The sequence below is a fragment of the Nostoc sp. UIC 10890 genome (genome assembly GCF_054786515.1).
In genome coordinates this window covers 6673647-6695683 of record NZ_JBSGKF010000001.1, presented here as the reverse complement: position 1 = coordinate 6695683, position 22037 = coordinate 6673647, and the positions used below count along the sequence as shown (strand labels likewise).

Annotated in this window: 17 protein-coding genes; 8 read left to right on the top strand and 9 right to left on the bottom strand. The window is 41.3% G+C overall.

Translation table 11 applies throughout. From position 1 onward, the window contains the following. Positions 1-168: 168 nt before the first annotated feature. On the bottom strand, positions 169-1290 hold the full coding sequence (locus ACWATR_RS27625) for an aldo/keto reductase (RefSeq protein WP_460339266.1): 1122 nt from the start codon (positions 1288-1290) through the stop codon (positions 169-171). A 59-nt stretch (positions 1291-1349) separates the two neighbouring features. Continuing rightward, positions 1350-1811 (bottom strand): pyridoxamine 5'-phosphate oxidase family protein, encoded by a 462-nt coding sequence (locus ACWATR_RS27620; RefSeq protein WP_460339264.1) that lies wholly within the window; start codon positions 1809-1811, stop codon positions 1350-1352. A gap of 423 nt (positions 1812-2234) precedes the next feature. On the opposite strand from ACWATR_RS27620, the gene ACWATR_RS27615 reads away from it, so the two are divergent. From ACWATR_RS27615 to ACWATR_RS27585, 7 genes are all read left to right on the top strand, one after another. Continuing rightward, positions 2235-2426, top strand: a complete 192-nt coding sequence (locus ACWATR_RS27615) for a bromodomain-containing protein (RefSeq protein WP_181929045.1) — start codon at positions 2235-2237, stop codon at positions 2424-2426. Positions 2427-2610: 184 nt separating this feature from the next. After that, a complete protein-coding gene (locus ACWATR_RS27610; RefSeq protein ID WP_460339262.1) occupies positions 2611-3162 on the top strand; it encodes an alpha/beta hydrolase in 552 nt (183 codons plus the stop codon). A gap of 203 nt (positions 3163-3365) precedes the next feature. Beyond that, positions 3366-3938 (top strand): HdeD family acid-resistance protein, encoded by a 573-nt coding sequence (locus tag ACWATR_RS27605; RefSeq protein ID WP_460339259.1) that lies wholly within the window; start codon positions 3366-3368, stop codon positions 3936-3938. 154 nt (positions 3939-4092) lie between these two features. Then, positions 4093-6183, top strand: a complete 2091-nt coding sequence (locus ACWATR_RS27600) for a glycoside hydrolase family 10 protein (protein WP_460339257.1) — start codon at positions 4093-4095, stop codon at positions 6181-6183. 351 nt (positions 6184-6534) lie between these two features. Next, complete coding sequence (locus ACWATR_RS27595; protein WP_460339255.1) at positions 6535-7845, top strand: efflux RND transporter periplasmic adaptor subunit; 1311 nt, start codon at positions 6535-6537, stop codon at positions 7843-7845. A 95-nt stretch (positions 7846-7940) separates the two neighbouring features. Then, on the top strand, positions 7941-9035 hold the full coding sequence (locus ACWATR_RS27590; protein ID WP_460339253.1) for an alkene reductase: 1095 nt from the start codon (positions 7941-7943) through the stop codon (positions 9033-9035). A 217-nt stretch (positions 9036-9252) separates the two neighbouring features. Continuing rightward, a complete protein-coding gene (locus tag ACWATR_RS27585; RefSeq protein ID WP_460339251.1) occupies positions 9253-9966 on the top strand; it encodes a rubrerythrin family protein in 714 nt (237 codons plus the stop codon). Positions 9967-10732: 766 nt separating this feature from the next. Here ACWATR_RS27585 and hisS read toward each other — a convergent pair. The 6 genes from hisS to ACWATR_RS27555 form a co-directional block, all read right to left on the bottom strand. Next, positions 10733-12121, bottom strand: coding sequence for a histidine--tRNA ligase (hisS, locus tag ACWATR_RS27580; protein ID WP_460339248.1), 1389 nt, complete (start codon positions 12119-12121; stop codon positions 10733-10735). Between the two features lie 125 nt (positions 12122-12246). Further along, the gene (locus ACWATR_RS27575; protein WP_435019458.1) at positions 12247-12693 is read right to left on the bottom strand and encodes a DUF3598 family protein; all 447 of its coding nucleotides are present in this window, start codon (positions 12691-12693) and stop codon (positions 12247-12249) included. A gap of 198 nt (positions 12694-12891) precedes the next feature. Further along, on the bottom strand, positions 12892-13344 hold the full coding sequence (locus ACWATR_RS27570) for a hypothetical protein (RefSeq protein ID WP_460339245.1): 453 nt from the start codon (positions 13342-13344) through the stop codon (positions 12892-12894). Then, positions 13334-14752 (bottom strand): aldehyde dehydrogenase family protein, encoded by a 1419-nt coding sequence (locus tag ACWATR_RS27565; RefSeq protein WP_460339243.1) that lies wholly within the window; start codon positions 14750-14752, stop codon positions 13334-13336. The genes ACWATR_RS27570 and ACWATR_RS27565 overlap by 11 nt, the downstream gene beginning before the upstream one ends. A 129-nt stretch (positions 14753-14881) precedes the next feature. Then, entirely contained in the window at positions 14882-15916 is a 1035-nt protein-coding gene (locus ACWATR_RS27560) for a nitrilase-related carbon-nitrogen hydrolase (RefSeq protein WP_460339241.1), read from the bottom strand. Between the two features lie 156 nt (positions 15917-16072). Beyond that, positions 16073-16846: a red chlorophyll catabolite reductase gene (locus tag ACWATR_RS27555; RefSeq protein ID WP_460339239.1), complete on the bottom strand. Its 774-nt coding sequence runs from the start codon at positions 16844-16846 to the stop codon at positions 16073-16075. Between the two features lie 391 nt (positions 16847-17237). Here ACWATR_RS27555 and ACWATR_RS27550 point away from each other — a divergent pair, with 391 nt between their 5' ends. Then, a complete protein-coding gene (locus ACWATR_RS27550; RefSeq protein WP_460339237.1) occupies positions 17238-18842 on the top strand; it encodes a sensor histidine kinase in 1605 nt (534 codons plus the stop codon). Positions 18843-19138: 296 nt separating this feature from the next. Here ACWATR_RS27550 and pbpC read toward each other — a convergent pair whose 3' ends face one another. Beyond that, the gene (gene pbpC / locus ACWATR_RS27545) at positions 19139-21472 is read right to left on the bottom strand and encodes a penicillin-binding protein 1C (RefSeq protein ID WP_460339235.1); all 2334 of its coding nucleotides are present in this window, start codon (positions 21470-21472) and stop codon (positions 19139-19141) included. Positions 21473-22037 lie beyond the last annotated feature (565 nt).

The following is a 22037-nucleotide window of genomic DNA, read 5'->3' as shown; positions in this document are numbered from 1 at the left end:
TAGTTATATAAAAAATGCCTAAAAAAGGCTACAAAATCTATCTTGTAGCCTTTTTTAGGAAAAATAAATGGAGCGATCGCTTTTCTTAAGGCGATGTCGCATGATTCATTTTTGATTCAGCAATGCCTGCGATCGCATTACATTATTTGATTTCCCCAATCCCCAATATCAAGTTGCCATTTGGCTTTGGGGTGGAAAGCCATGCTGGATTCTGCCTATATCGCCATCAAACTTCATGGAGGTTTTGAAGAGTTCAAAACGCCCATCAGTTGCATATTGGGCGCAACGATCGCGCAACGCCTGCATTTCTTTTGCTTCCATCGGTTGAAAGTTACGAGCGATCGCTAAGTTCTGACGCAGTACTTCCAGTGAATCAATACCACTAACCAGTGCGGCGATCGGTAAACTCATAACATAGCGTATGGCTTCCTGGGGAGTCACTACACCTTTTTTTACTGCATCACCAGTACCGCTGAGGCTTTTCATGCCAATTACGGCAATTCCCCGTTTGTTGAGTTCTGGTAACACCTGTCGCTCAAAGCTGCGGAAGCTGGCATCAAAACAATTAAGCGGCAATTGCACCGTATCAAATGGGTAATTGTAAGAGAGCATTTTCAGATGAATAGCAGGATCTTTATGACCCGTAAACCCAACGAACCTGACTTTACCCTCTTTTTTCGCTTGATCTAGAGCTTCAATTGCCCCGTTGGTACGAAAAATCCTTTCTGGATCGTTGTCGTAAACAACTTCGTGGATTTGCCACAAGTCGAGGTGGTCAGTTTTGAGACGACGTAGGGATTCTTCAAGTTGCTGCATTGCTACTTTGCGATCGCGTCCGTGTGTGCAAACCTTCGTCATCAAAAAAACTTTGTCTCGTCGCCCTTGCAACGCCTCTCCCATCCACTCTTCACTACGATGCTGGTTATACTCCCAGGCGTTGTCCATGAAGGTGATGCCATTATCAATGGCTTCCTGGATGATGCGAATTGCCTCTTCTCGCTTGTTTCCCTGTGCTACAGTTGCTCCTCCCAAAGCGATCGCCGACACTTTCACCCCTGTTTTTCCCAGTGGACGGAGAGGAATTTCACCAGTGTTTGTGCTGTTCGTTGGAGTGGCAGATGATGCTGGAACCTCTGCCGCTTCTACTTCCGAATTGACATTGAGGATGTGGTCAGTGAGAATTGCTCCTGCACCTGCACCGATAAAGCCGATTCCTTTTAAAAAATGTCGCCGTTTTACCTCTAAAGGTAGATGCTTTTGATCGGCTTCATTATTGTTTTGATCTGACATTGAGTTTTTGTAATTTAAAACACTTAATTCTTGTCAATTTCGCCCAATAATTACATTTCTTAAAGGCGTGATGGGGTCAAAAAACTAATTGTTTGTGGTTTAAAACTCGATACACTATCCCAATAATTAACCTGATTAATATTCACCTTGAGCAAAGCAATATCGGCTTCGTCCAGTCCTTTAGGAAACCAGGTTTGAAGTTCCGGCTTCCATAGCTCTTGCATCTTGTTGCGGTCTTTCACAAGCTGCGCTGTACCTGAGATAGAAACGAACCGCTGCGGATTGGGTGACGAGAAGCTGATATTGACCTGCGGATGGTGTTCAACCTCAGTTACCTTATGGGAAGCGGCATAGGTAAAAAACCAGAGTGTGGAATCATCATTAATCTCGCCACTCCTGGACATTGGGTAACTATGCAAACTTCCATCATCATCGACTGTGGTAAACATACCATAATCAATATCTTGGATTAGTTCATGCAATTTTGTAATTTCTTGGTTGCGATCTGTAGAAGTTGTCATTAGTTGTAGTTTTTTCTCTATTTACTTTTTCTAGACTGCAATTCTTTGATTACAACTAGATTTAAGGCTAGCAAGGCTATTTTTCAGTATTAAGCTTTTTCGTTTCAATTGCGTGAGCCTAGAGGTGTAGTTCTCATAAAATCAGCTATTTTAGTTATATCTCTAGACATATTGCTTGAGAACCACTATTTTGTTTATGCATCAATTATAGAGATAGTATTTGGAACAAAATTAGTGGTGCGATCGTCGATTGGTTTTTAAATGAAAATATAAAATAAAACAAATTCTGGAACTGTGAAATTTTATGTTAGATTTGTACCCTCTGAATGAGCCTCTTCAACCTATAGCAGGAGTATAATTTTTAATTAAGCACCTACGATGAAAACTAGGTAATCAAATCGCAGTATATCTGCCTTTCAACTTATGGACTGGAAGTACAGGTGGAAAAATGGCTATAAACCAAGCCGAGATGAAGCGGCAAAAAACCCTCATTTGTTAGATGAAAGTCAGTTCGAGAACGAGCAAGACCGAAAGCTAGCTGAAGAATCTGCAAGGAAGCATTTGGGCATACCCGCACCAACCTTAGACGAAGATAAACCAATACTACCTCATTAGCTTCGCCTAATGACAAGGCTTGATAACACCATTTCCAAAAATCTTTGTAATAGATAAATTTGCTGTAGGGGCTTACATCTGTACGCCCCTAATCATATATCTGTAGCAATAATTTCGTGAAAAAAATCTAACGATTAGGCATTGTTTGCCTATGTACACTCCGCACCATTAGAAAGTTAGACAAATGCAGATTACTCAATTTCTCAATCGATTAAACAATAAGAAATTCGCTAAGTTACTCACTCAAACAGTAGCTTTAGGTGTAGGCGCTATTGTTCTCCTCTCAAGTACTAATGCTAATGCTGCCGAGCAAGTTATTTTAAAGTATGGTAATTTTCAGGGGCAAATATCTGTTCAAGAATTAACTCAGTTTACAGAAACTGGCAAAACTTCCCCGACATTAAGAGCTTATTTACAAGCAGCGCAACAAGATCCCGCTGTAGCTCGTAAGGCACTTAAAGCTTCGATAAAAGCCGATCCTTCCTTTTTAAATAGCTTACTGTCTAGCTGGGCAGGGCCAGTTTTAGTTAACCAAATTGGTGAGGTAGTTCACCCTCCCACAGGACAACTAGATCAGGAGGCGCTGCGAAACGCTTTAAGTGAATCTATTAAACAAAATGGTGAAGTTACACTGCTTGGAGCCATCCAGAATTATCCAAGTACTTCTGTTGAACTGGAAGGAGATCGTCTCATCCCTGTTTATGAACGCCTAAGCAATCTTGCAGAACTTTTTTGAGGCTAGTACCGCAAGGCGGAATTAAAAATTAAAAATTAAAAATGAAGACAGCGTAAGGGTTTTGTTGATTGGGAATGGGTGGTTTATTTACGCCGTGCTGTACTAGTTACTGCTGAAATTTAATACCTATGAGTCTATCTTAAGGTTCTATTCTGTGACTGAGAAATTCCCTAACGTAATTGTAGAGTTAGGGAAAACTTTATATGACAACCAACGTTTCTAGAGATATTAACAAGAATGTTAATGGAGCGCTGATAACTGGTGTTCTTCTGAGTATTGTGGGGGTTATTGCGATCGCAGTGCCTAATATCTCAACGATATTCGCCGAGACTTGGATTGCAGTGATTTTGATTTTCGCAGGATTTACAAAACTAGTGTACGCCACTCAAACCCGCGATCGCGGAGGTTTCCTTTGGAAAATTTTGTTGAGCGCACTCTATATTGCAACGGGCATAATGCTATTTGTTTATCCTTATACAGGTGTTCTCACACTCACTCTGTTGCTTGGCAGCTTTTTGCTGACTGAAGGCACATTCGAGTTAATTCTGGCATTCCAGTTACGTCCGCAAGATAACTGGACGTGGATACTAGCTGATGGCATCATCACGCTGGTATTAGGTGGAATGATTTGGTTCCAGTGGCCCTTCAATGCGCCTTGGCTTCTTGGCACACTAGTTGGTGTCAGTATTCTTTTTACTGGCATTTCACGCGTGATGTTGGCGTTGAATGCGCGTTCTACCTCGAATCCTACTAACGAAGCCACAAATGCTACTTAGTAGATGGGGAATGGGGAATTGGGAAAATTAATTACCAATGCCCTATCCCAAACTTCAATAGTCAAATTTTACAAGAGATTGCAGCAGCGATCGCCTTCATATTGCTAAATTAACTAAGGAAATCAAAATCCAGGCCAGCTAGCTGCAATCAACAATGGTATCTATTGCTACTCCCTTCTCGGATATTCAAAACCATTGGGCACGCTTATTTATTACAGCCTTAGCCCAACGTGGTATTGTCAGTGGGTTGCCTAATGGCACCTATCGCCCCGATAACTCACTTACCCGCGCTGAATTTGCCGCCATCATCGCCAAGGCATTTCCCACCGTTGCCAAGAAGCGGCAGTATGTCCCCTTTGTTGATGTACCCACTAGTTATTGGGCAGCAGCCGCCATTCAAACAGCTTACGAAAAAGCATTTATTAGTGGGTTTCCTGATAAAAGTTACCGTCCCGCTAACCGAATTACTAGAGTAGAAGTATTAGTTTCATTGGTAGCTGGTCTAGAAATTGCTACCAAAGTAAAACCTGATCTCCTCTCAGCACTCCCACAAATTTATCAAGATTCTGTTCAGATTCCTGGCTATGGTAGAAATCACGTAGCTATTGCCACTAGTGCCGGATTGGTGGTTAGTTTCCCAAATCTGAAATTACTCAGTCCCAATATTGCAGCCACCCGTGCAGATGTGGCAGTGATTATTTATCAAGCTTTGGTGTATTTAGGTGAGGCAGAAAAAATTGCCTCTAGTTACTTAGTGCAGCCGCCAATAACCACACCGACACCAATACCGACTCCAACGCCAACCCCAACACCAACCCCAACCCCAACACCAACACCAACCCCCACACCTATCGGTAGCGTTAGAGTAAATCATAGTCGGGAGTTCCGGGGGGCATGGTTAGTATCTGTATGGAATGGTGATTGGCCTTCCAAAGCCGGACTTTCTGTTGCCCAACAAAAAGCTGAACTCACCGAAATTGCGATTAAATTACAAGCGCTGAACTTCAATGCCCTGATTTTCCAGGTGCGACCGGAAGGAGACGCTTTATATGAATCTCAATTAGAGCCTTGGAGTGCTTGGATTACCGGAACTCAGGGGAAAGCACCAGAACCATTTTATGATCCTTTAGCGTTTGCGATCGCAGAATGTCACAAGCGCAATATTGAAGTTCATGCTTGGTTCAACCCTTACCGCGCTAGCACTTCCACCGACCCAGCCAAAACAGTCCGTCCCCACCTAGCAGCTACCAATCCAGAAAGCGTTTATTTGTGGAAAACTCAACGCTGGATGGACCCAGGACTGAAAATAGTTCAGGATAGAGCATACAACGTAATTCTTGATGTAGTGAAGCGCTACGATGTTGATGGCATTCACTTAGATGATTATTTCTATCCATATCCCATCGAAGGACAGTCTTTTCCCGATGACAAAACCTACGCTGCATACAAAGCAACCGGTGGTACACTCAGCCTTGGCGACTGGCGACGGGACAATGTTAACAAAATGGTACAGCGCCTCTGGCAGGGAATAAAAGCAACCAAACCCGACGTAAAATTTGGTATTAGTCCCTTTGGAATTTATCGCCCCGGACAACCCGCTGGTATTACTGGGTTGGATGCTTACAATGTGCTGTATGCCGACTCCAAGAAATGGTTAGAAGAAGGCTGGATTGATTATATTGCTCCTCAATTATATTGGCGCACAGACCAACCACAACAAAGTTATTCCGCGTTGCTAAAGTGGTGGACACAGATAAACACAAAGCAAAGACACGTTTACGCTGGGAACAATTTAACAGAACCAAGCAACAAGAGTCGAGAGAGTGGTGAGATTGAAAAGCAGGTGATAATTAGTCGCAGCCAAGCTGCACAGTTGTCATTAGGGAATATCTTCTTTAATCTTGGTGTTTTGACGGAAAATAGTCAGGGCATTGCTGATAAATTCCAAAGTCTGCTTTATAACAAACCTGCGCTACCGCCAACTTTGCCTTGGCAAGATACAACACCACCCCCACCACCCATTGGATTACAAGTGAATAACCGCAAACTGAGTTGGCAGCCTGGTGATAATCAGCCAGTTCGTTCTTGGACACTTTATCGGCTGAGTGGCGATACTTGGACAATTCAGCGAATTTTGTCTGCTGGCACAACCTTCGCTACCGTCCAACAAGCGGGAAGCTATGCCGTGTGTGCAGTGGATAGATTAGCCAATGAGAGTGTAGGAACAGTTATTACAGTGAGTTGAAGAAAAGTGCTGCTTAGACATCTCCAAAAATGATCTAGGCACAATTCATAAATTGTGCTTACCAAGAATTTCGGGTAACGCATAATTAATTATTGGAGATGTCTAAAGTTTATTTGCATAGTTTAGGCATAACGATGTCATGGCTTTTGAAAGACAACTGAGATTTGCATAGATTGTAAGGAGCGGGATTAACCTTTCGGTAGATTTAGACAGAATCATCAAAACTGTATATTTGAATGGGGTAACACATAATTTGCCACAAAACCTCATGCTAAATCAGTAATTTCAAGATAAACAAATGAAATTTTGATTGAATTCTAGTCAATTTGTTCCTTAAGTTCCTCAAAAGCCATGACATCCCCTGAGCCTCAAACTGATTTTGGAGAAAAAGCTCCACAAAGCTCATTTGAGCCACCTTCTGGAAAACGGCGGTGGCTTTGGTTATTTTTAGCAGCACTACTATTGTTAGGGGGCGGAGTACCTATAGTTTGGCGTTTGCTCACTCCGCAAAATTCAGCACCTTCAACTGCTAATCCTCAACCTCAAGGTGTAAGAGTCAAAATATCCACCGTACAAAGCGGCATAATTGAGGAAAGTTCAGATTTTATTGCTAGCCTAAAATCCCAGCGCTCAGTTACGCTCCAGCCGAGGATTCAGGGCCAAGTTACCCAGGTACTTGTAAAATCGGGAGATTCAGTAGCCGAAGGAGCGGCGATTCTCCAAGTAGATCGTACACCACAAGCAGCGATCGCTCTGAAAAATTCTGTACCTCCAGCATTTTTAATGCAACTGGCAAATGCCCGCGCTACACTCCAATCTCTGGAAGCAGAACGACCATCATATATTGCAAATGTGCAATTGTATGAACAAAATTACGAAAAGTTTCTTGCTCTGGCTGAACAAGGAGCCGTATCTCGACAAACTAGCAATCAGTTTGCTAATAGGCTTGCTGCTGCTAAAACTAGTCTTAATGCAATTGATTCCAGGATTCAAGCACAACGAGCCAATATATTGCAGGCTGAAAAAACCTTGCAGCAAGCTAGTGTAAATACTCAAACACAACAGCCCCAGTCTGACAAAATTACCGCTCCCTTTAGTGGCACTGTTGGCAACCTCGCTGTGAAAGTCGGTAATTTAGTTAATACTTCTACACCATTAGTTAATATCACCCAAAATCGACCTTTAGAAGTGAATATCTCTGTGCCACTACAGCAGGCTCCCCAATTGCGTAAGGGAATGCCAGTGGAGGTTATGAACACACAAGGTCAAAAGCTGGGTAGAAGTAGGGTATTTTACATTGCACCTAATCCTAGTACTGAGACACAGACAATACTGATCAAAGCACTTTTTGATAATCCTAATGGTCAGTTACGTGCAGATCAATTGGTAAGGGCTAGAGTGTTCTGGAATCAACGCCCCGGAGTTTTAATTCCCACAACAGCAATGACTCGTGTAGGTGGGGACACTTTTGTTTATGTAGTTGAAACAGAAACATCTCCCCAAGGCGTATCTCAACAAGTAGCTCGGCAAAAGCGAGTGAAGCTAGGCGAGATCAAAGATAATAATTACCAAGTTATTGAAGGATTACAGCCAGAAGATAAAGTTATTATCTCAGGTTTGCTCAATCTTAGGGATGGTGTTGCGATCGTTCCAGAATCTTAATTAAGCTCAGTAATCACACAGAATTAATTACACAAGTTTTTTCCTGTAACCTGTTCCCTATCTCCACCAATGAATTTAATTGTGTCCGACTACTTATGAATTCCAATATCAATCTTTTCACACCAGTTCAGCTTGGCCCTTACACTCTACCAAACCGGATCGCTATGGCACCAATGACGCGTTTGCGGGCAATTGCAAGCATCCCGAACTCGCTAATGGCAACTTACTACGCCCAACGCGCCAGTGCTGGACTGATCGTTACTGAATGTACAATGGTTTCACCTCTAAGTTTAGGATACATTAACTGCCCCGGTATTTACTCAGCAGAACAAGTGGCAGGATGGCGGTTGACAACTAATGCAGTCCATAAACAAGGGGGCAGAATTTTTTTGCAACTTTGGCATTCTGGGAGAGTTTCTCACTCGGCTTTACTTGGTGGAGAGTCGCCAGTTGCTCCTAGTGCGATCGCTGGGGTTGGCTCACTCCATACACCCATAGGTAAAGTATCTTTGGAAACTCCCCGTGCTTTAGAAACCCAAGAAATTTCCGAGATTGTCGAGCAATTCCGCAAAAGTGCCGAAAATGCCTTGGCGGCTGGTTTTGATGGGATTGAACTTCACGGTGCATTTGGCTATTTACTTGACCAATTCCTCCAAGATGGCTCGAACCAACGCACAGATAAGTATGGCGGTTCAATAGAAAAGCGCAGCCGATTCCTTTTAGAAGTTGTGGAAGCAGTCGCTAGCGTTTGGGGTGGGAACCGGGTTGGTATCAAACTTTCGCCAAGTAACACTTTTTATGGAATGCATGACTCCAACCCTCAAGAAACTTTTAGTTATGCTATCAAGGCTCTTAATCCCTTTGGACTTGCCTATCTTCACCTAATGGAACCGAACGAAGTCGATTTAGCAACCCGCAAAGTCATGAACCCCGTAACACCTTACTTTCGCCAAATATTCCAAGGTACTTTGATTACCAATGGTGGCTACGATCGCTCAACAGGAGATAGCATTCTTACCAGCAGCAATGCAGATTTAGTTTCTTTTGGCAAGTTATATCTTGCTAATCCGGACTTACCAAAACGTTTAAAACTCAACGCACATTTGAATACCCCAGATCCAAAGACATTTTATGCCCCTGACGCTACAGGATACACTGACTACCCATTTTTAGAACTTCAGACCACTTGAAGAAATCACAGGCATCTCTAAATCAAAAATATAATTTGTCAGCTGCAAAACTTTTCGCTTTTATAATTGTCCAAGAGCAGCTAACAAAACAGATTGCTAAATATGGGCTGACAAAGTTTGTATAAACCGTTTATAACTTATACAAATAACGGCTCGTCTATCCGATTCTAGAGTCTGTATTTTCGTACTGAATATCACTTCACTGTCATCCAAAATTATGGATTTGTCCAACTTTACTACACTTAAAAATTTAGAAGCTGCCTTCGGTGGTGAATCGATGGCAAATCGCAAGTATCTGTTTTTTGCTGAGGTGGCGCGTAAACTTGGGTTTACAGACTTGGCGAAACTTTTTAAAGAAACAGCTGATCAAGAAACTGAACATGCTTTTGCACATTTTAAGTTGCTGCATCCAGAACTGGTGGTAGAAGATGCAGCTGCTTTAACTGATGAACAAAAGCGGGAAATTGTATCTCGCTGTTTATCTTTGGCAATTGAAGGCGAGACTTATGAATATACCACAATGTATCCAGAGTTTGCCGCCGATGCCCAACGCGATCGCGACAATCCCGCAGCTGAAGAATTTCTCAAACAAGTTCAAGAATCTACCGATCATGCCAATACATTTCGGGAAGCTGCACACCGTTTTGGCTTGTTAAAATTCATCGAAAATTACCACGCCGATCGCTACACTGAAGCCTTAGAAGTATTAAACGGAGGACAAGCAGCAACCAGAGTTGCTGGTGAAGAACCTCAAACTCGGAAATGGATTTGTAGACAATGCAGCATGATTTACGATCCCGTTGCTGGCGATCCTGATTCAGGGATTGCACCTGGTACACCTTTTGAAGAAATTCCTGAAGACTGGGAATGTCCGATTTGCGGCGCTAGCAAAAAGACTTTTAAACCATTTGAGGAAAAAGTTGCAGCTTAAGACAACAATCAATTAGGCAATCTTTTTTAGCATATAAACGCGAAGCGTCTTAAAAGATACTTCGCGTTCTTGATTTTTATACAGAGGTTTTGATCATGCGTTCACCAGAAGATAACAGCTATGCCTTTTGTTTTGGTGAAATTAGTCGTTAACTGTCATCAGGTAAATGTACAAATTAAATGCGTAACAACTTAAGTAATTCGTCATTCGTTCAGGAAGTGATACCATTTCACGAAAATCTTTATACACATAAATTTTTCGTAAGGGTTTAGCACTGCTCATTGGTGTCAACTTAACGCGAAACCTCACGTCCGCCAGGGATTGTAAATCCCTGTCTTATAGCTAAAGTCATCTGAAGATGACTAGATATCCCCAAAAATATTCAGTCTACTTCAGTAGACTTTAGCTATGAGCCAGAGAATTCATTCTCTGGCGGGTTATGAAGCCCGCAGCGAAGCTATTTTTGGCTTAAGTTGACACGTATGAGCACTGCTAAACCCTTACCCACGTATTTGTATCATTACTAAAGTGAAATGGTATCAATTGCTGCGGCTGAAAAATACAGCAGCTATCACAATTAAACCTAAAAGTGCTAGAGGAACCCAGAGATTAGGGAGATCAGACAAACTCATAAAGGACTTCCAAATAAATACCAGTTTGGAAAATGATTGCTATGGATTAATTCACACCAAGTCAGATGTACTAAGGCGATTCCTAATCCAATTAACGCATTGCAATAGACAGTTGCTACTTGATAAATCAACTTTTAAGTAAACCTTTTTTTCACTTCCTCAGCCAAGTTTTCTAGTAGCACCTCTACTTGCTCACCTGTCTTCAAATCTTTGAGCGAGGATTTTTGCGCTGCTGCTTCTTCAGAACCAATAATTACGCAAAATTGAATTCCTTGCTTGTCTGCTAATTGAAATTGTTTCCCCAAAGGACGCTTATCAAAGTTAGTGATAACATTAATTCCCGCCTGACGCAAATTTTGAGAAACTTTTAAATAAGTGGGCATTAAATCTTCTTGCATATTCACTACCATCACTTGGGCTGGTGTAGCAGCTAAAGTACTAAGAATACCAGCTTTTAACAAGCGACTAATTAAGCGAGTTAAGCCAATAGAAATGCCGACACCAGGCATTTTTTCGCCCAAAAATACCCCGACTAATTCTTCATATCTACCGCCAGAACAAATACTACCTAAAGCTTCATGTCCTAATAGGGTGGTTTCGTAAACTGTGCCAGTATAGTAATCAAGACCACGGGCAATGGATAAATCAATACAGAAACGGTTTTCGGCAACTCCGAGATTCCGTACCCCTGCAATTACCGTTTCTAATTCGGTAATACCTAAGCTCAATTGCTCGGTTTCTAAGAGATTTTGGGCGAGATGCTTGAGCTTGTCTAATACGTCATCAATCGAACCGTCAATTTTAATAAACTCAATAATTTTTTGCGCCTGTTCTGCTGAAATTCCTTCTTTTTCTAAATCTTGTTTTACTTTAGTTTCACCAATCTTTTCTAGTGTGTCAACAATGCCAATACACGATTTAATTTGATTTTCGGCAATTCCCAGTGATTTAAAGAAACCAGTCAGAACTTTTCGGTTATTGATGCGAATCAGAAAATCGCCAATATTAATTGCTTCAAATATCTCAGTGATAATCGCAGGCATTTGAGCATCATAAAGCAAGCTGAGTTCACGACGAGCAACTACATCAATATCGCACTGACGAAACTGACGAAAACGCCCATCTTTAGCCCGTTCTCCCCGAAAAACTACATCGGTTTGGTAGCGAGCAAAGGGAAAAGTTAATTCATTCAGGTGACGGGCAATATACGCTGCTAAAGGAACTGTTTGATCAAACTTTAAAGCTCTGGCTTCTGAACCAGTTTCGCCCGATTTATCTCTCTCGGCTTGCCGATTTGGTGGCAGTATAGGATCAATTCCATAAATAATATTATCGCCTTGATTCCCTTTAGCTTGCAGCACTTCTAAACGTTCTACAGCAGGTGTTTCGATGGGCGTAAATCCATAGCTTTCAAAAACTCTACGGATGATATCTAGCAAATATAATTCTAGACGCTTTTCGCTAGGCAGAAATTCTGGGAAACCGCTAGGAGTAGAAAAGTTTATTTTGTCACCTTTGGCCATGCGTATACCTTACTAAGTTGAAATTTGAGATCAAAGCCTAACGACTGGAAGTCGTGGCTACACAAACAAAGTCCGCCTGCGCGGACTGAAGAATAATGACGGATTATCTCTGAAAGGAGAAATTACTATCTTAGCCGTTCTTCTTGAATTAGAGTGCGTTGAAAGATTTGATTGTTTTTAAACCAATGCCAAGTGCGGGCACGATTGTTATTGTCAGGACTAATGTAGATCATTTCATATAAGCTCATATCTGGGTTTGTCTTATAAGTAAACCACAAAATAACAATGGAATCATCGGCTTCCCAGGCTTTTCCTTCAATGCGATCGGTGTCAAACCAAAGCTTATTATCTTTGTATATTCCTGGAAATTCATATTCTTCTCGTTTCCCATCAGACCACTTGTAACGATTGATTTGGTAATAGGGATGAGGGCCATTTTCTGGAAATTGACAAGTTAAGTGAGATTCATACTTGTCAAGAATTTTTCCTGTTGTATCAATTAATGTATAAGTTCCTACCCAATCTCCTTCATGACGGGCGAGTACGGGCATACCTTCTCGAATATTAGACATTGCAATTCACCTTTTATTGTTCTAACATTTGGAAAAATCGAGTAAAGTAATCGGGAAAAGTTTTCGCTGTACAACCAGGGTGTTTTATTACAATGCCTGGAACCTTTAAGCCAGTGACCGTGGTATCTACTGGGCGATTCATAACAGGGATTGTAATGATATCCACTTTTAACCTCTGTGCAGGTAGTCAGCTACAACTTAATTATGTTCGCATATTATGAGTGGGGAGTGGGGAAGGTTATCAAAGATGGCTTTAATCCAATACGCTTGGGTTAAAGGCCAATGGCAAAAATTTTGGGTTTTCGAGACGCGATAAATCGCCGTCTTTACAATGTTTTGGTCTAAAACTAGATAAGCAAATATGGACTTGTGTTCTGAACGAATGGACTCGTGTTCTGAACGAATGGACTCGTGTTCTGAACGAATGGACTCATGTTCTGAACGAATGGACTCATGTTCTGAACGAATGGACTCGTGTTCTGAACGAATGAACTCGTGTTCTGAACGAATGGACTCATGTTCTGAACGAATGGACTCGTGTTCTGAACGAATGGACTCGTGTTCTGAACCAAAACTATCAAAATTCTTCCAGGTGCTTTGGTTATCGTAGACGAAATTGTGGCAGAGGCGATCGCCTTGGTCACTCCCCATTATCAAACCACCAAGGGTCATTAGTAGCGTTAGTTTTAATTAAAATAGCTTTTTTTCGCATAAACCGTTTCAACGCCGCCGCACCCATGCGTGATCCTCCCATACCGGAGAATTTGAAGGCGTTTTTCTCTCCCTCGTGCATGATGGCGGTGAGTGCAGCATCGTTGATACTGATAGCACCTGCATCTATCTGTTGGGCAATTTCTAAGGCTTCGGCTTCTGAGGCAAATACAGCAGCACTCAATCCATAAATCGAATCATTCGCCAAAGATACAGCTTCCTCTACTGTGCCAAAAGGCATTACTGGCATAATCGGGCCAAAAGTCTCTTCGGTCATCACTTTCATGGAATGATTAACCTGGGTGAGAACTGTTGGACGGCACCACCAACCCCCACCTAAGTCTTCAATTACACCACCGCAGTGAATTATTGCTCCCTTTTCCACTGCATCTAGGAGATGATCGCTAATAATAGCTGCTTGTTTTTCGGCGATGATGGGGCCTATTTCTCCACTTTCAACCGTAGGGTAGGCTAGTTCCAGGCGATGTGCTTTGGCTACTAGTTGATGATAAAACTTTTCAAATATGGAGTCTGCAACGTAAATTCGCTCAATTGAGAGGCATGACTGTCCAGTGTTGACGACGGAACCCCACAATATTGCTGAAGTTGCTAATTCTAAGTTGGCTGATTCTAAAACGATCGCAGGATCTTTTCCCCCTAATTCTAAAAAAGCTGGAATAAACCGTTTAGCAGCTGCTTCTGCTACTTTTCTCCCTGTGGCTACACTGCCCGTAAAGCACACTAAGTCTACATTGTCAATCAAAATTGATCCGGTTGCACCTGCTCCTTCAACAAAAGTTAAAACATCGCGCAATTTGGGGACGGCGTTGAGTGCTGTTGTCAATGGTGCTACGAAGCGAGGAGCAATTTCACTGGGTTTGACAATGACAGCACAACCCGCCAACAATGCCGGAATGGTATCAATGGTAGATAGTAACAGCGGAAAATTCCACGGGCTAATTACCCCAACTAGGGGATAAGGAACGGATGTTTGTTGCAAGGCAATAAAGGGAATTGCTGTATTTTTTGCAGATTCTTGCAGCAATTCCGGTGCTAATCTACACCAGCGATCAATGCTAGAGAGGAAGGAGTCTATTTCTAATACTGAGGTTGATAATCTTCCGGTATCATTTACCAAAGCTTCCGTGAGGCGATCGCGTCCAGATAATATCGCTTCCTTCCATTGCTGTAAAGCTTCAATTCTCCCCTCTAAACCCAACTGCTGCCAGCGAATTTGTGCCCTGCGCGTGCGCTTACATTGCTGCACCACCAACCTTGGAGGCGGCGGGATAATTACGTAGTCAAATTTGCCAGTTCGGGGATTACGGACTTCTATTGGTTCTGTCATTTGTCATTTGTCATTTGTCATTTGTCATTTGTCATTTGTCATTACTTTCTAATCCCCATTTCCTATGCCCATTCCCCATTCCCCATTCCCCATTCCCCATTCCCCATTCCCCATTCCCCATTCCCAAATTCAAATTATCCCCAGTTTGCCTAATCGCTCAATGGTGGCTTGCTGTGTTTGTAGGAAGTGTTTGCGGTCTACTTCTCCCTCCAGCATAGTATTAGCGGGGTAAAAGTGTGACTGCTGATAACTTTCGGCGTATAGTTCAAACCGCTGACGGCTCAGTAAATTATTTAACCCCGGTCGGCGGCGATCGCGGCGTAATGCTCCTAAATCAATCTCGGCGAATGCTGCCATGCTTTCGCCTGCACCTGTTTCTGCTAATACGATTCCGCGATGGTCAATAATTTTAGAACCACCATCGGCCGAAGCGATGGGGATGGCAATATTAGCGATACCTGCGGTATTAGCTGAAACCACATAAGCCATGTTTTCGACGGCGCGAGTGATTTTTGCTGCGTCTTTGGGGGTGAGGTTTTTGTTGTATACTTCCGAGGTGGAATGGACAAAAATCTCTGCTCCTCGCATCGCCAGACACCGCGCCACTTCTGGATACAAAATTTCTTCTGATGCTAAAGCAGCTAAATTACCGATCGCAGTTTTGGCTACGGGGAAAACTCCTTCTAAACCATAGCAGTCAAGATATTTATCCCAAACATCATGGGGTGTGGGAGCAAATAAGGAATTTAGCCGCCGATATCGCAAGACGATTGAGCCAGAGGGGTCAAGTATAAAGCAGGTTTGGAAGTATAAACCGGGAAAGTTGGGGTCAATTTCGTAGGCGTTACCAGCCAAAAAGATTTGATGCTTTTGGGCAATTTTACCCAGCGCTTCATACTCAGCACCAGCCATTTCTATACAAGCTTTTTCTGCCCATCCGGCTAGAGAATCTCCCATCGGGAAACCGGTAAGAAAATATTCTGGCAGTACAATTAAACGACAATCGAAGCCGATGAAAGCTATACTGGCAGCAATTTGTTGGGCTAGGCGGTTGATGGAATTTTGCATAAGCGATCGCGCTTCGTGGCGATTGCCTGTTTGGTTGACTGCATGACAGGTAACTTGCAGTGCCAAAGCCCGGTAGGATTCTAAATTATTTGTCATTTGTCATTTGTCATTTGTCATTGGTCATTTGTCGTTGGTCATTGGTCATTGGTCATTGGTCACACTGAGCTTTGCCGTTAGCGCAGCCTCTCGTAGAGAAGTATTGGTCATTAGCAAAGGACAAAGGACAACTGACAAGGGACAAAAGACAAATGACTAATGACCAATGCGATCGCCACCCCAGAGCGATCGCACAAGCTTATCTGTCAATTCCGAGCCAAACATCTGTGCGGCAAATTTATTACCTGGATCGCGTTCAGCACTGATTCGGCGTAGTGCCAAATCACGAGCAGCCAAAGCTTCCTGTGCATCTTCTGGCACAGGTTCCGCTGCATCTACCCAAGCTAGCCAGCGATCGAGTGTTTCGTGTGCAAGTGTGCGAGTTAGTTCGATAGTCTCAAAGGTAGGTGCGCCTGTGTAGCACAAGCTAGCAGGCGATTGAAACAGACGAATATATGCACTTTTGCTAGTAAATAACTTGAGCCGCGAATCTTCCTGCAACTTTAAAAATGTTTGGTTAACTGGCTCATAGTAGCGATCGAGATATGCTAAATCAGTTAAAAGCTCAGTCCGGGGAATGTAATCTATATAAAAGAAAATATCTGCATTTGGAAGTGTGCCAAACTCAAACGCCAAATGCGGAACCTGAATATGCGACTTCAACCAAGTGGTGAGACGCATGGTGCTGAAGTTTGATTTTTCCGCGTTTCCTAGCCACGAATGCACTAACCAATCAATTTCTCCCCCAGAAAAAGCGGTGAGGGAACCCTTCATATTGCCATTGAGACTGCTGTATTGCTGTAAATTTTCAACAGAAGGGTCTGGATGTAACTGAAAACGAGCCTCCAGTTTTTGGCGGAGTTCCTTGGTAATCTCCCATAGCTGCTCAAATACAGCTTTATTAGCTAAATCTGTTGGTTGCTGAGTCATAGTTTGAGTTTGCGGCTTTTCTATAGACTTAGTATTTAGTTTGACACTTTCTGGCATCTAATTCGTTGCCTAAATCGAATTCAGGACTGTGGGAAACAGCCCATCAACTAAATCATGATAAAGCTATTGCAGCAAAATCTTTAGTGCAAGTTTCGGATTCTGGAGTGCAACTTTCGAGTTTTGAGGTTGAAAAAACTTGATAATTTATGTTTTGTCTCTGGCAAAAGAATTTAAGTGAATTAAAGAAATGAGATTATTTTTAAATTTTATCAAAATCAACCACAAAAATTTTAACCTTTTTATTAAGTATTAATACTGTTGGAATAAAGTTTTAGGAGAGGATTAAATTTGGTTAATACTCAACTATAATCTATCTAAAAATATTATCAAAATGCACCTATCTTATAAACTTAGATTTGTTTCCTCTCAACTTGTAACTGTAACAGTACTGTTGACGTTGCTCTTATTTACCCCTCAAATTTGGCTTAATTGGCAAGCATATCATAGTTTTAATAGTATTACTAAATATGAATTTAAGCTGCAAACACTAAGTGATGAGATTACCTATCTTGATGAAGTATTAACGATGTCAGCCCGCATGAATGCTGCTACAGGTAACGTGTTTTGGGAACAACGGTATCGCCAATTTGAACCTCAACTTGATAATGCTATTAAAGAATCTATTAAACTGGCTCCTAAAGCATATAAAAATGAGGATGCCAAAAAAATTGATGCTGCTAATCAACGTTTGGTTGCAATAGAATATCAATCTTTTGATTTAGTTAGTAAAAATAAAAAAGATCAAGCAATGCTACTACTTTCTAGCAGCGAATATGAAACCAATAAACAAATTTATGCTAATGGCGTTGCTAAAAGGCAACAGAATATTTCGCTTCAGTTAAAGCAGAAAATTGATGAATATTATCAAAGAATATTATGGGCAATTTCAGAATCTATTATAAGTTTAGCAATGTTAATTCCGGCATGGCTTTTAGTATTGCATTTATTGCAGCAATACTTAAAAGATAAAAAATTTGCTCAAGCTGCTTTAGAAGAAACTAATTCTAAATTGGAAATACAAGTTGCAGAGAGAACAGCGAAGTTAAAATACAAAAATTTTCAACTACAACAGACACTCCAAGAATTGCAACACACTCAAGTACAACTTGTTCAAACTGAAAAAATGTCTTCATTAGGTCAATTAGTTGCTGGTGTTGCTCATGAAATCAATAATCCAGTTAATTTCATTTATGGCAACCTACTCCATGTTAGAGAATATAGCCAGCAATTACTAACTTTAATTAATCTGTATCAGCAACAATATTGTAGTGAAAACCCAGAAATAAATATTCTAATTGATGAGATAGATTTAGAGTTTATTATTGATGATATGCCAAAAATATTATCATCAATGGAAGTGGGTGCTGAACGTATTCGCGAAATTGTACTAACTTTGCGGAACTTCTCGCGTCTTGATGAAGCCGAAATGAAACTGGTTGATATTCATGAAGGAATTAATAGCACGCTATTGATTTTACAGTATCGGTTAAAAGAAAATTATAAAAAGCAGGAAATTACAATTATTAAAAATTATGGTAACTTGCCTATTGTGGAATGTTATCCAGGGGGATTGAATCAGGTATTTATGAATATCTTGAGCAATGCTATTGATGCTTTTGATCAACCAGAAATAGACTGTTTACAAGGAGAGATTGAAAAACAGCTTAGTTCTATTATTATCCATACTCAAGTTAAAAATGAAAATTGGATAATTATTAGCATTAAAGATAATGGCTCAGGAATAACTGAGGAAGCTCAAACTAGATTATTTGACCCTTTCTTTACTACTAAACCTATAGGGAAAGGTACTGGCTTAGGATTATCTATTAGTTATCAGATTATAGTAGATAAACATAAAGGAAGAATTAAGTGTATTTCTGCACCAGGAAAAGGTACAGAGTTTGTGATTGAGATTCCTATCAAGCAGACACATTAAACAAATATAGTAACAACGCTAGCATAAGTTATCTTCACCATTGACGGAGGCATCGCTCAAATAAATCTAGATGTCTATAGTACAATACGGTTTATTTAAGGGTTATTGGTGTAGGTAATTGGTATTTGAAGACGCGATAAATCGCCGTCTCTACAAGTGTTTTGGTCTTATCTGAACTGTATTGGTCTATAGTAGTCCTAAACCTGAAAAATTAGATACCCGACTTCTCAAAGAAGTCGGGTATCTGGACAACGCAAATTTTCACAATTTATTTAGGATTGCTATATGCTATTTCCCTAAGAATTAATAATAGAAAAACCCCGACGTGTTGGTTTAATATTTGCCAACTCCACTTTAAAACTTACTTTGTCGCTCATTTCTCCACTTCTAGCTTCCAAAGTCCATTTACCAGGACGCAAATTCCAAAATAAAGAATTAGTTGCATTTGTATCTAACTTTTCACCATTTAACCACCACTCCACAGGTGCAGATTGATTTCCCACTAGCTTAAATTCTAGTTTTTGCTTCGTTTCTTCACCTGGATAAAGTAAAAATAAATCGCCATGATGCGGAGATAAAATTCTCAAATTAGTAGAATTAAAATTCGATTGCTGTTGTTTTGCCAACCATTCATTATACTCTGATGGCAAATTGAATTTATTTTCACGTTCGTAATTACTTTTATCTTCAGGATAGAAATATTCCTGCACCACTGATGTACAATCTGGTGTTGGTCGTAATCCTGAAATTGCACAAACAGGTAATTGCACTAAACCTTTTGGAGGCGGAAAACCTGCTGGTTCTTGATTTTCGTGCAGATGTAACATAATCCGATTCCACAGGGGTGCTGCACCTGTCACACCTGAAACTTGTCGCATTGGTTCACCGTTGAAATTGCCTACCCAAGTAGCGACGGTGTAATCTGTAGTGAAACCAACAGTCCAAGTGTCTCGAAAATTGGAAGAAGTGCCAGTTTTAACAGCAGCAGGGAAAGGTAAATTTAACACAGAGTCTACACCAAAAGCTGTTGCACGAGCATAGCTGTCACTGAGCATGTTGGTGATTAATTGCCATATTGTGTTGTTGGGGAGTGGGGTGTGGGGAGTAGGGAGTGGGGAATTGGAAAATGTGCTTACTAAAGGGGTCGCGTCTCCTTGTCGTGCTATGGTCAGGTAGGCACGGGCTAATTCCCAAAGACTGACTTCACCACTACCTAGAGTTAACCCTAAACCATAATGTTCTGGAGTTTGATTGAGGTGTTCAAATCCCAATTGATGCAGGCGTTCGAGGAAAGTCTGCACACCTACTTTTTCTAACACGCGCACTGCGGGAACATTTAGAGAATTTGCTAAAGCGATTCTCACCCGCACAGGGCCAAGAAAACTTTCGGTGTAATCTGTGGGGCTATAAAGTTTCGCGCCGGGAATTGCATAATGGGCGGGTACATCTGCCAAAATGGTATTTGGGCGAATTAAACCTTTTTCTAAAGCTAATTCATAGACAAAAGGTTTGAGAGTAGAACCTGGTTGACGTAGGGCTTGCACTCCATCATTGCGTCCCAGTTTGGCTTCATTAAAGTAATCAGGTGAACCGACATAAGCCAAAACTTCGCCAGTGCGGTTGTCAATCACCAACGCGGCTGCATCATGGACATTGTTAGCGGCTAGGGAAGAAATTACCTGCTGCACCTGTGCTTCGACAAACTGCTGTAAAGGGCGATTTATAGTCGTGCGAATCACGGATTGCTCCCCCTTAACCCCTCTTAAAAAGTAGGGAATTAAGCCCTTATTTTCAAGGGGGGTTGGGGGGATTTGATTTGCTAGCCAAAATAAAAAGTGTGGTGCGGCGATAATTCCTCGTTGGCTAGACTGAAAGACAACCTTTTCGGTGGATGTTCGATTTGCGATCGCACCACTAATATGTTTTTCTAGTACCATCCGATTAAGAACGTATTTTTGCCGTTGCTTTAACCGTTCCCAATGCTGATAAGGATTAAAGTATGTGGGATTATTGGGAATAGCAGCTAACAAACTAGCTTGGGCAAGATTCAATTCACTGGCTGGGATGGAAAAATAAGTCTGCGCGGCTGCTTCTACACCATATATATTCCCTCCCATTGGCAGCCGATTGATATATGCAGAGAGAATTTCATCTTTATTCATCCCAGCTACTAACCGCCAAGATAGCCAAATCTCTTGCATTTTACCTGACAGAGTACGCGGCACAGGATCTAACATCCGCGCTAACTGCATAGTAATAGTGGAAGCGCCGGAAACAATTCTTTTAGCGTGGATGGCTTCTTTGCTGGCGCGGATAATAGCTTTCATATCCAACGCCCCGTGATGGTAAAAGCTGCTATCTTCGGCGGCTAGAATGGCATGGATAAACTGGGACGAAACCTGATTTAGTGGTACTACTGATGTATGCTCTTGGTCACGGGTGAGCAATGTTCCTAATGGTAAACCATTGCGATCGCTAAATTGCATTGCCAACTGATTTTGGGCAATATCTGCGGCACGAATGGGCGCAAAATAAGGTAGGAGGCGTACCACGAGACAGATTGCCAGCACAGCCAGGATAATTTTACTACTGTGCTTAATTTTGAGTAGCGATCGTGAAATTAGTCTCATCAGGGAATCCAGTGCCCAAAAAAACCTACCTTAATTTTGACGCAATGATTACATTTACATCAGGTAATATGTCAAATACTTAATATTTTATTTGTCATAAATTAGCAAAATTAAATCAATATTTGCGAAATTTAAATATTTCTTTATGGTTAAGAATTGTAGTCATTTTTGGAACAATTACAGTAGATTAGTTATCTATGTAAATAAACATATATAGGACTCCTATTTGATTTTTGAAAAAAATCAGTACAACTTGAAGAGGCTTGTTTCCTGTTGCCTATTGCCTATTGCCTACCTACGCAAATAATTTCAGAAATCAAAGCGGATTCCTATATTACATTCAAGGTAGGGTACAAATAACTAGTTATCTTGCGTCCTTTATCAGTCTTGGCGTTGCCCATTCATGAAGCAATGCAAATTTTTATTTGCTATCGTTTATAATTTTTTATTTTGAATTACTAAAAAGATGATTATCAGAGTTTTGCTGCGTTTCTACCATAAAATAACCTATCGCGTTCTTAGTCTTATTAGCAGCTCGTTAAAAAAATTTGGACGTTCTTCAAGC

Excerpts from the sequence above, each read along its gene's own strand:
- ACWATR_RS27565 (WP_460339243.1), bottom strand. The coding sequence starts at position 14,752 with ATGACAGAACCAATAGAAGTCCGTAATCCCCGAACTGGCAAATTTGAC.
- ACWATR_RS27595 (WP_460339255.1), top strand. The coding sequence starts at position 6,535 with ATGACATCCCCTGAGCCTCAAACTGATTTTGGAGAAAAAGCTCCACAA.
- pbpC (WP_460339235.1), bottom strand. The coding sequence starts at position 21,472 with ATGAGACTAATTTCACGATCGCTACTCAAAATTAAGCACAGTAGTAAA.
- ACWATR_RS27570 (WP_460339245.1), bottom strand. The coding sequence starts at position 13,344 with ATGGGGAGTGACCAAGGCGATCGCCTCTGCCACAATTTCGTCTACGAT.
- ACWATR_RS27605 (WP_460339259.1), top strand. The coding sequence starts at position 3,366 with ATGACAACCAACGTTTCTAGAGATATTAACAAGAATGTTAATGGAGCG.
- ACWATR_RS27560 (WP_460339241.1), bottom strand. The coding sequence starts at position 15,916 with ATGACAAATAATTTAGAATCCTACCGGGCTTTGGCACTGCAAGTTACC.
- ACWATR_RS27620 (WP_460339264.1), bottom strand. The coding sequence starts at position 1,811 with ATGACAACTTCTACAGATCGCAACCAAGAAATTACAAAATTGCATGAA.
- hisS (WP_460339248.1), bottom strand. The coding sequence starts at position 12,121 with ATGGCCAAAGGTGACAAAATAAACTTTTCTACTCCTAGCGGTTTCCCA.
- ACWATR_RS27590 (WP_460339253.1), top strand. The coding sequence starts at position 7,941 with ATGAATTCCAATATCAATCTTTTCACACCAGTTCAGCTTGGCCCTTAC.
- ACWATR_RS27600 (WP_460339257.1), top strand. The coding sequence starts at position 4,093 with ATGGTATCTATTGCTACTCCCTTCTCGGATATTCAAAACCATTGGGCA.
- ACWATR_RS27610 (WP_460339262.1), top strand. The coding sequence starts at position 2,611 with ATGCAGATTACTCAATTTCTCAATCGATTAAACAATAAGAAATTCGCT.
- ACWATR_RS27550 (WP_460339237.1), top strand. The coding sequence starts at position 17,238 with ATGCACCTATCTTATAAACTTAGATTTGTTTCCTCTCAACTTGTAACT.
- ACWATR_RS27625 (WP_460339266.1), bottom strand. The coding sequence starts at position 1,290 with ATGTCAGATCAAAACAATAATGAAGCCGATCAAAAGCATCTACCTTTA.
- ACWATR_RS27585 (WP_460339251.1), top strand. The coding sequence starts at position 9,253 with ATGGATTTGTCCAACTTTACTACACTTAAAAATTTAGAAGCTGCCTTC.
- ACWATR_RS27555 (WP_460339239.1), bottom strand. The coding sequence starts at position 16,846 with ATGACTCAGCAACCAACAGATTTAGCTAATAAAGCTGTATTTGAGCAG.
- ACWATR_RS27575 (WP_435019458.1), bottom strand. The coding sequence starts at position 12,693 with ATGTCTAATATTCGAGAAGGTATGCCCGTACTCGCCCGTCATGAAGGA.
- ACWATR_RS27615 (WP_181929045.1), top strand. The coding sequence starts at position 2,235 with ATGGACTGGAAGTACAGGTGGAAAAATGGCTATAAACCAAGCCGAGAT.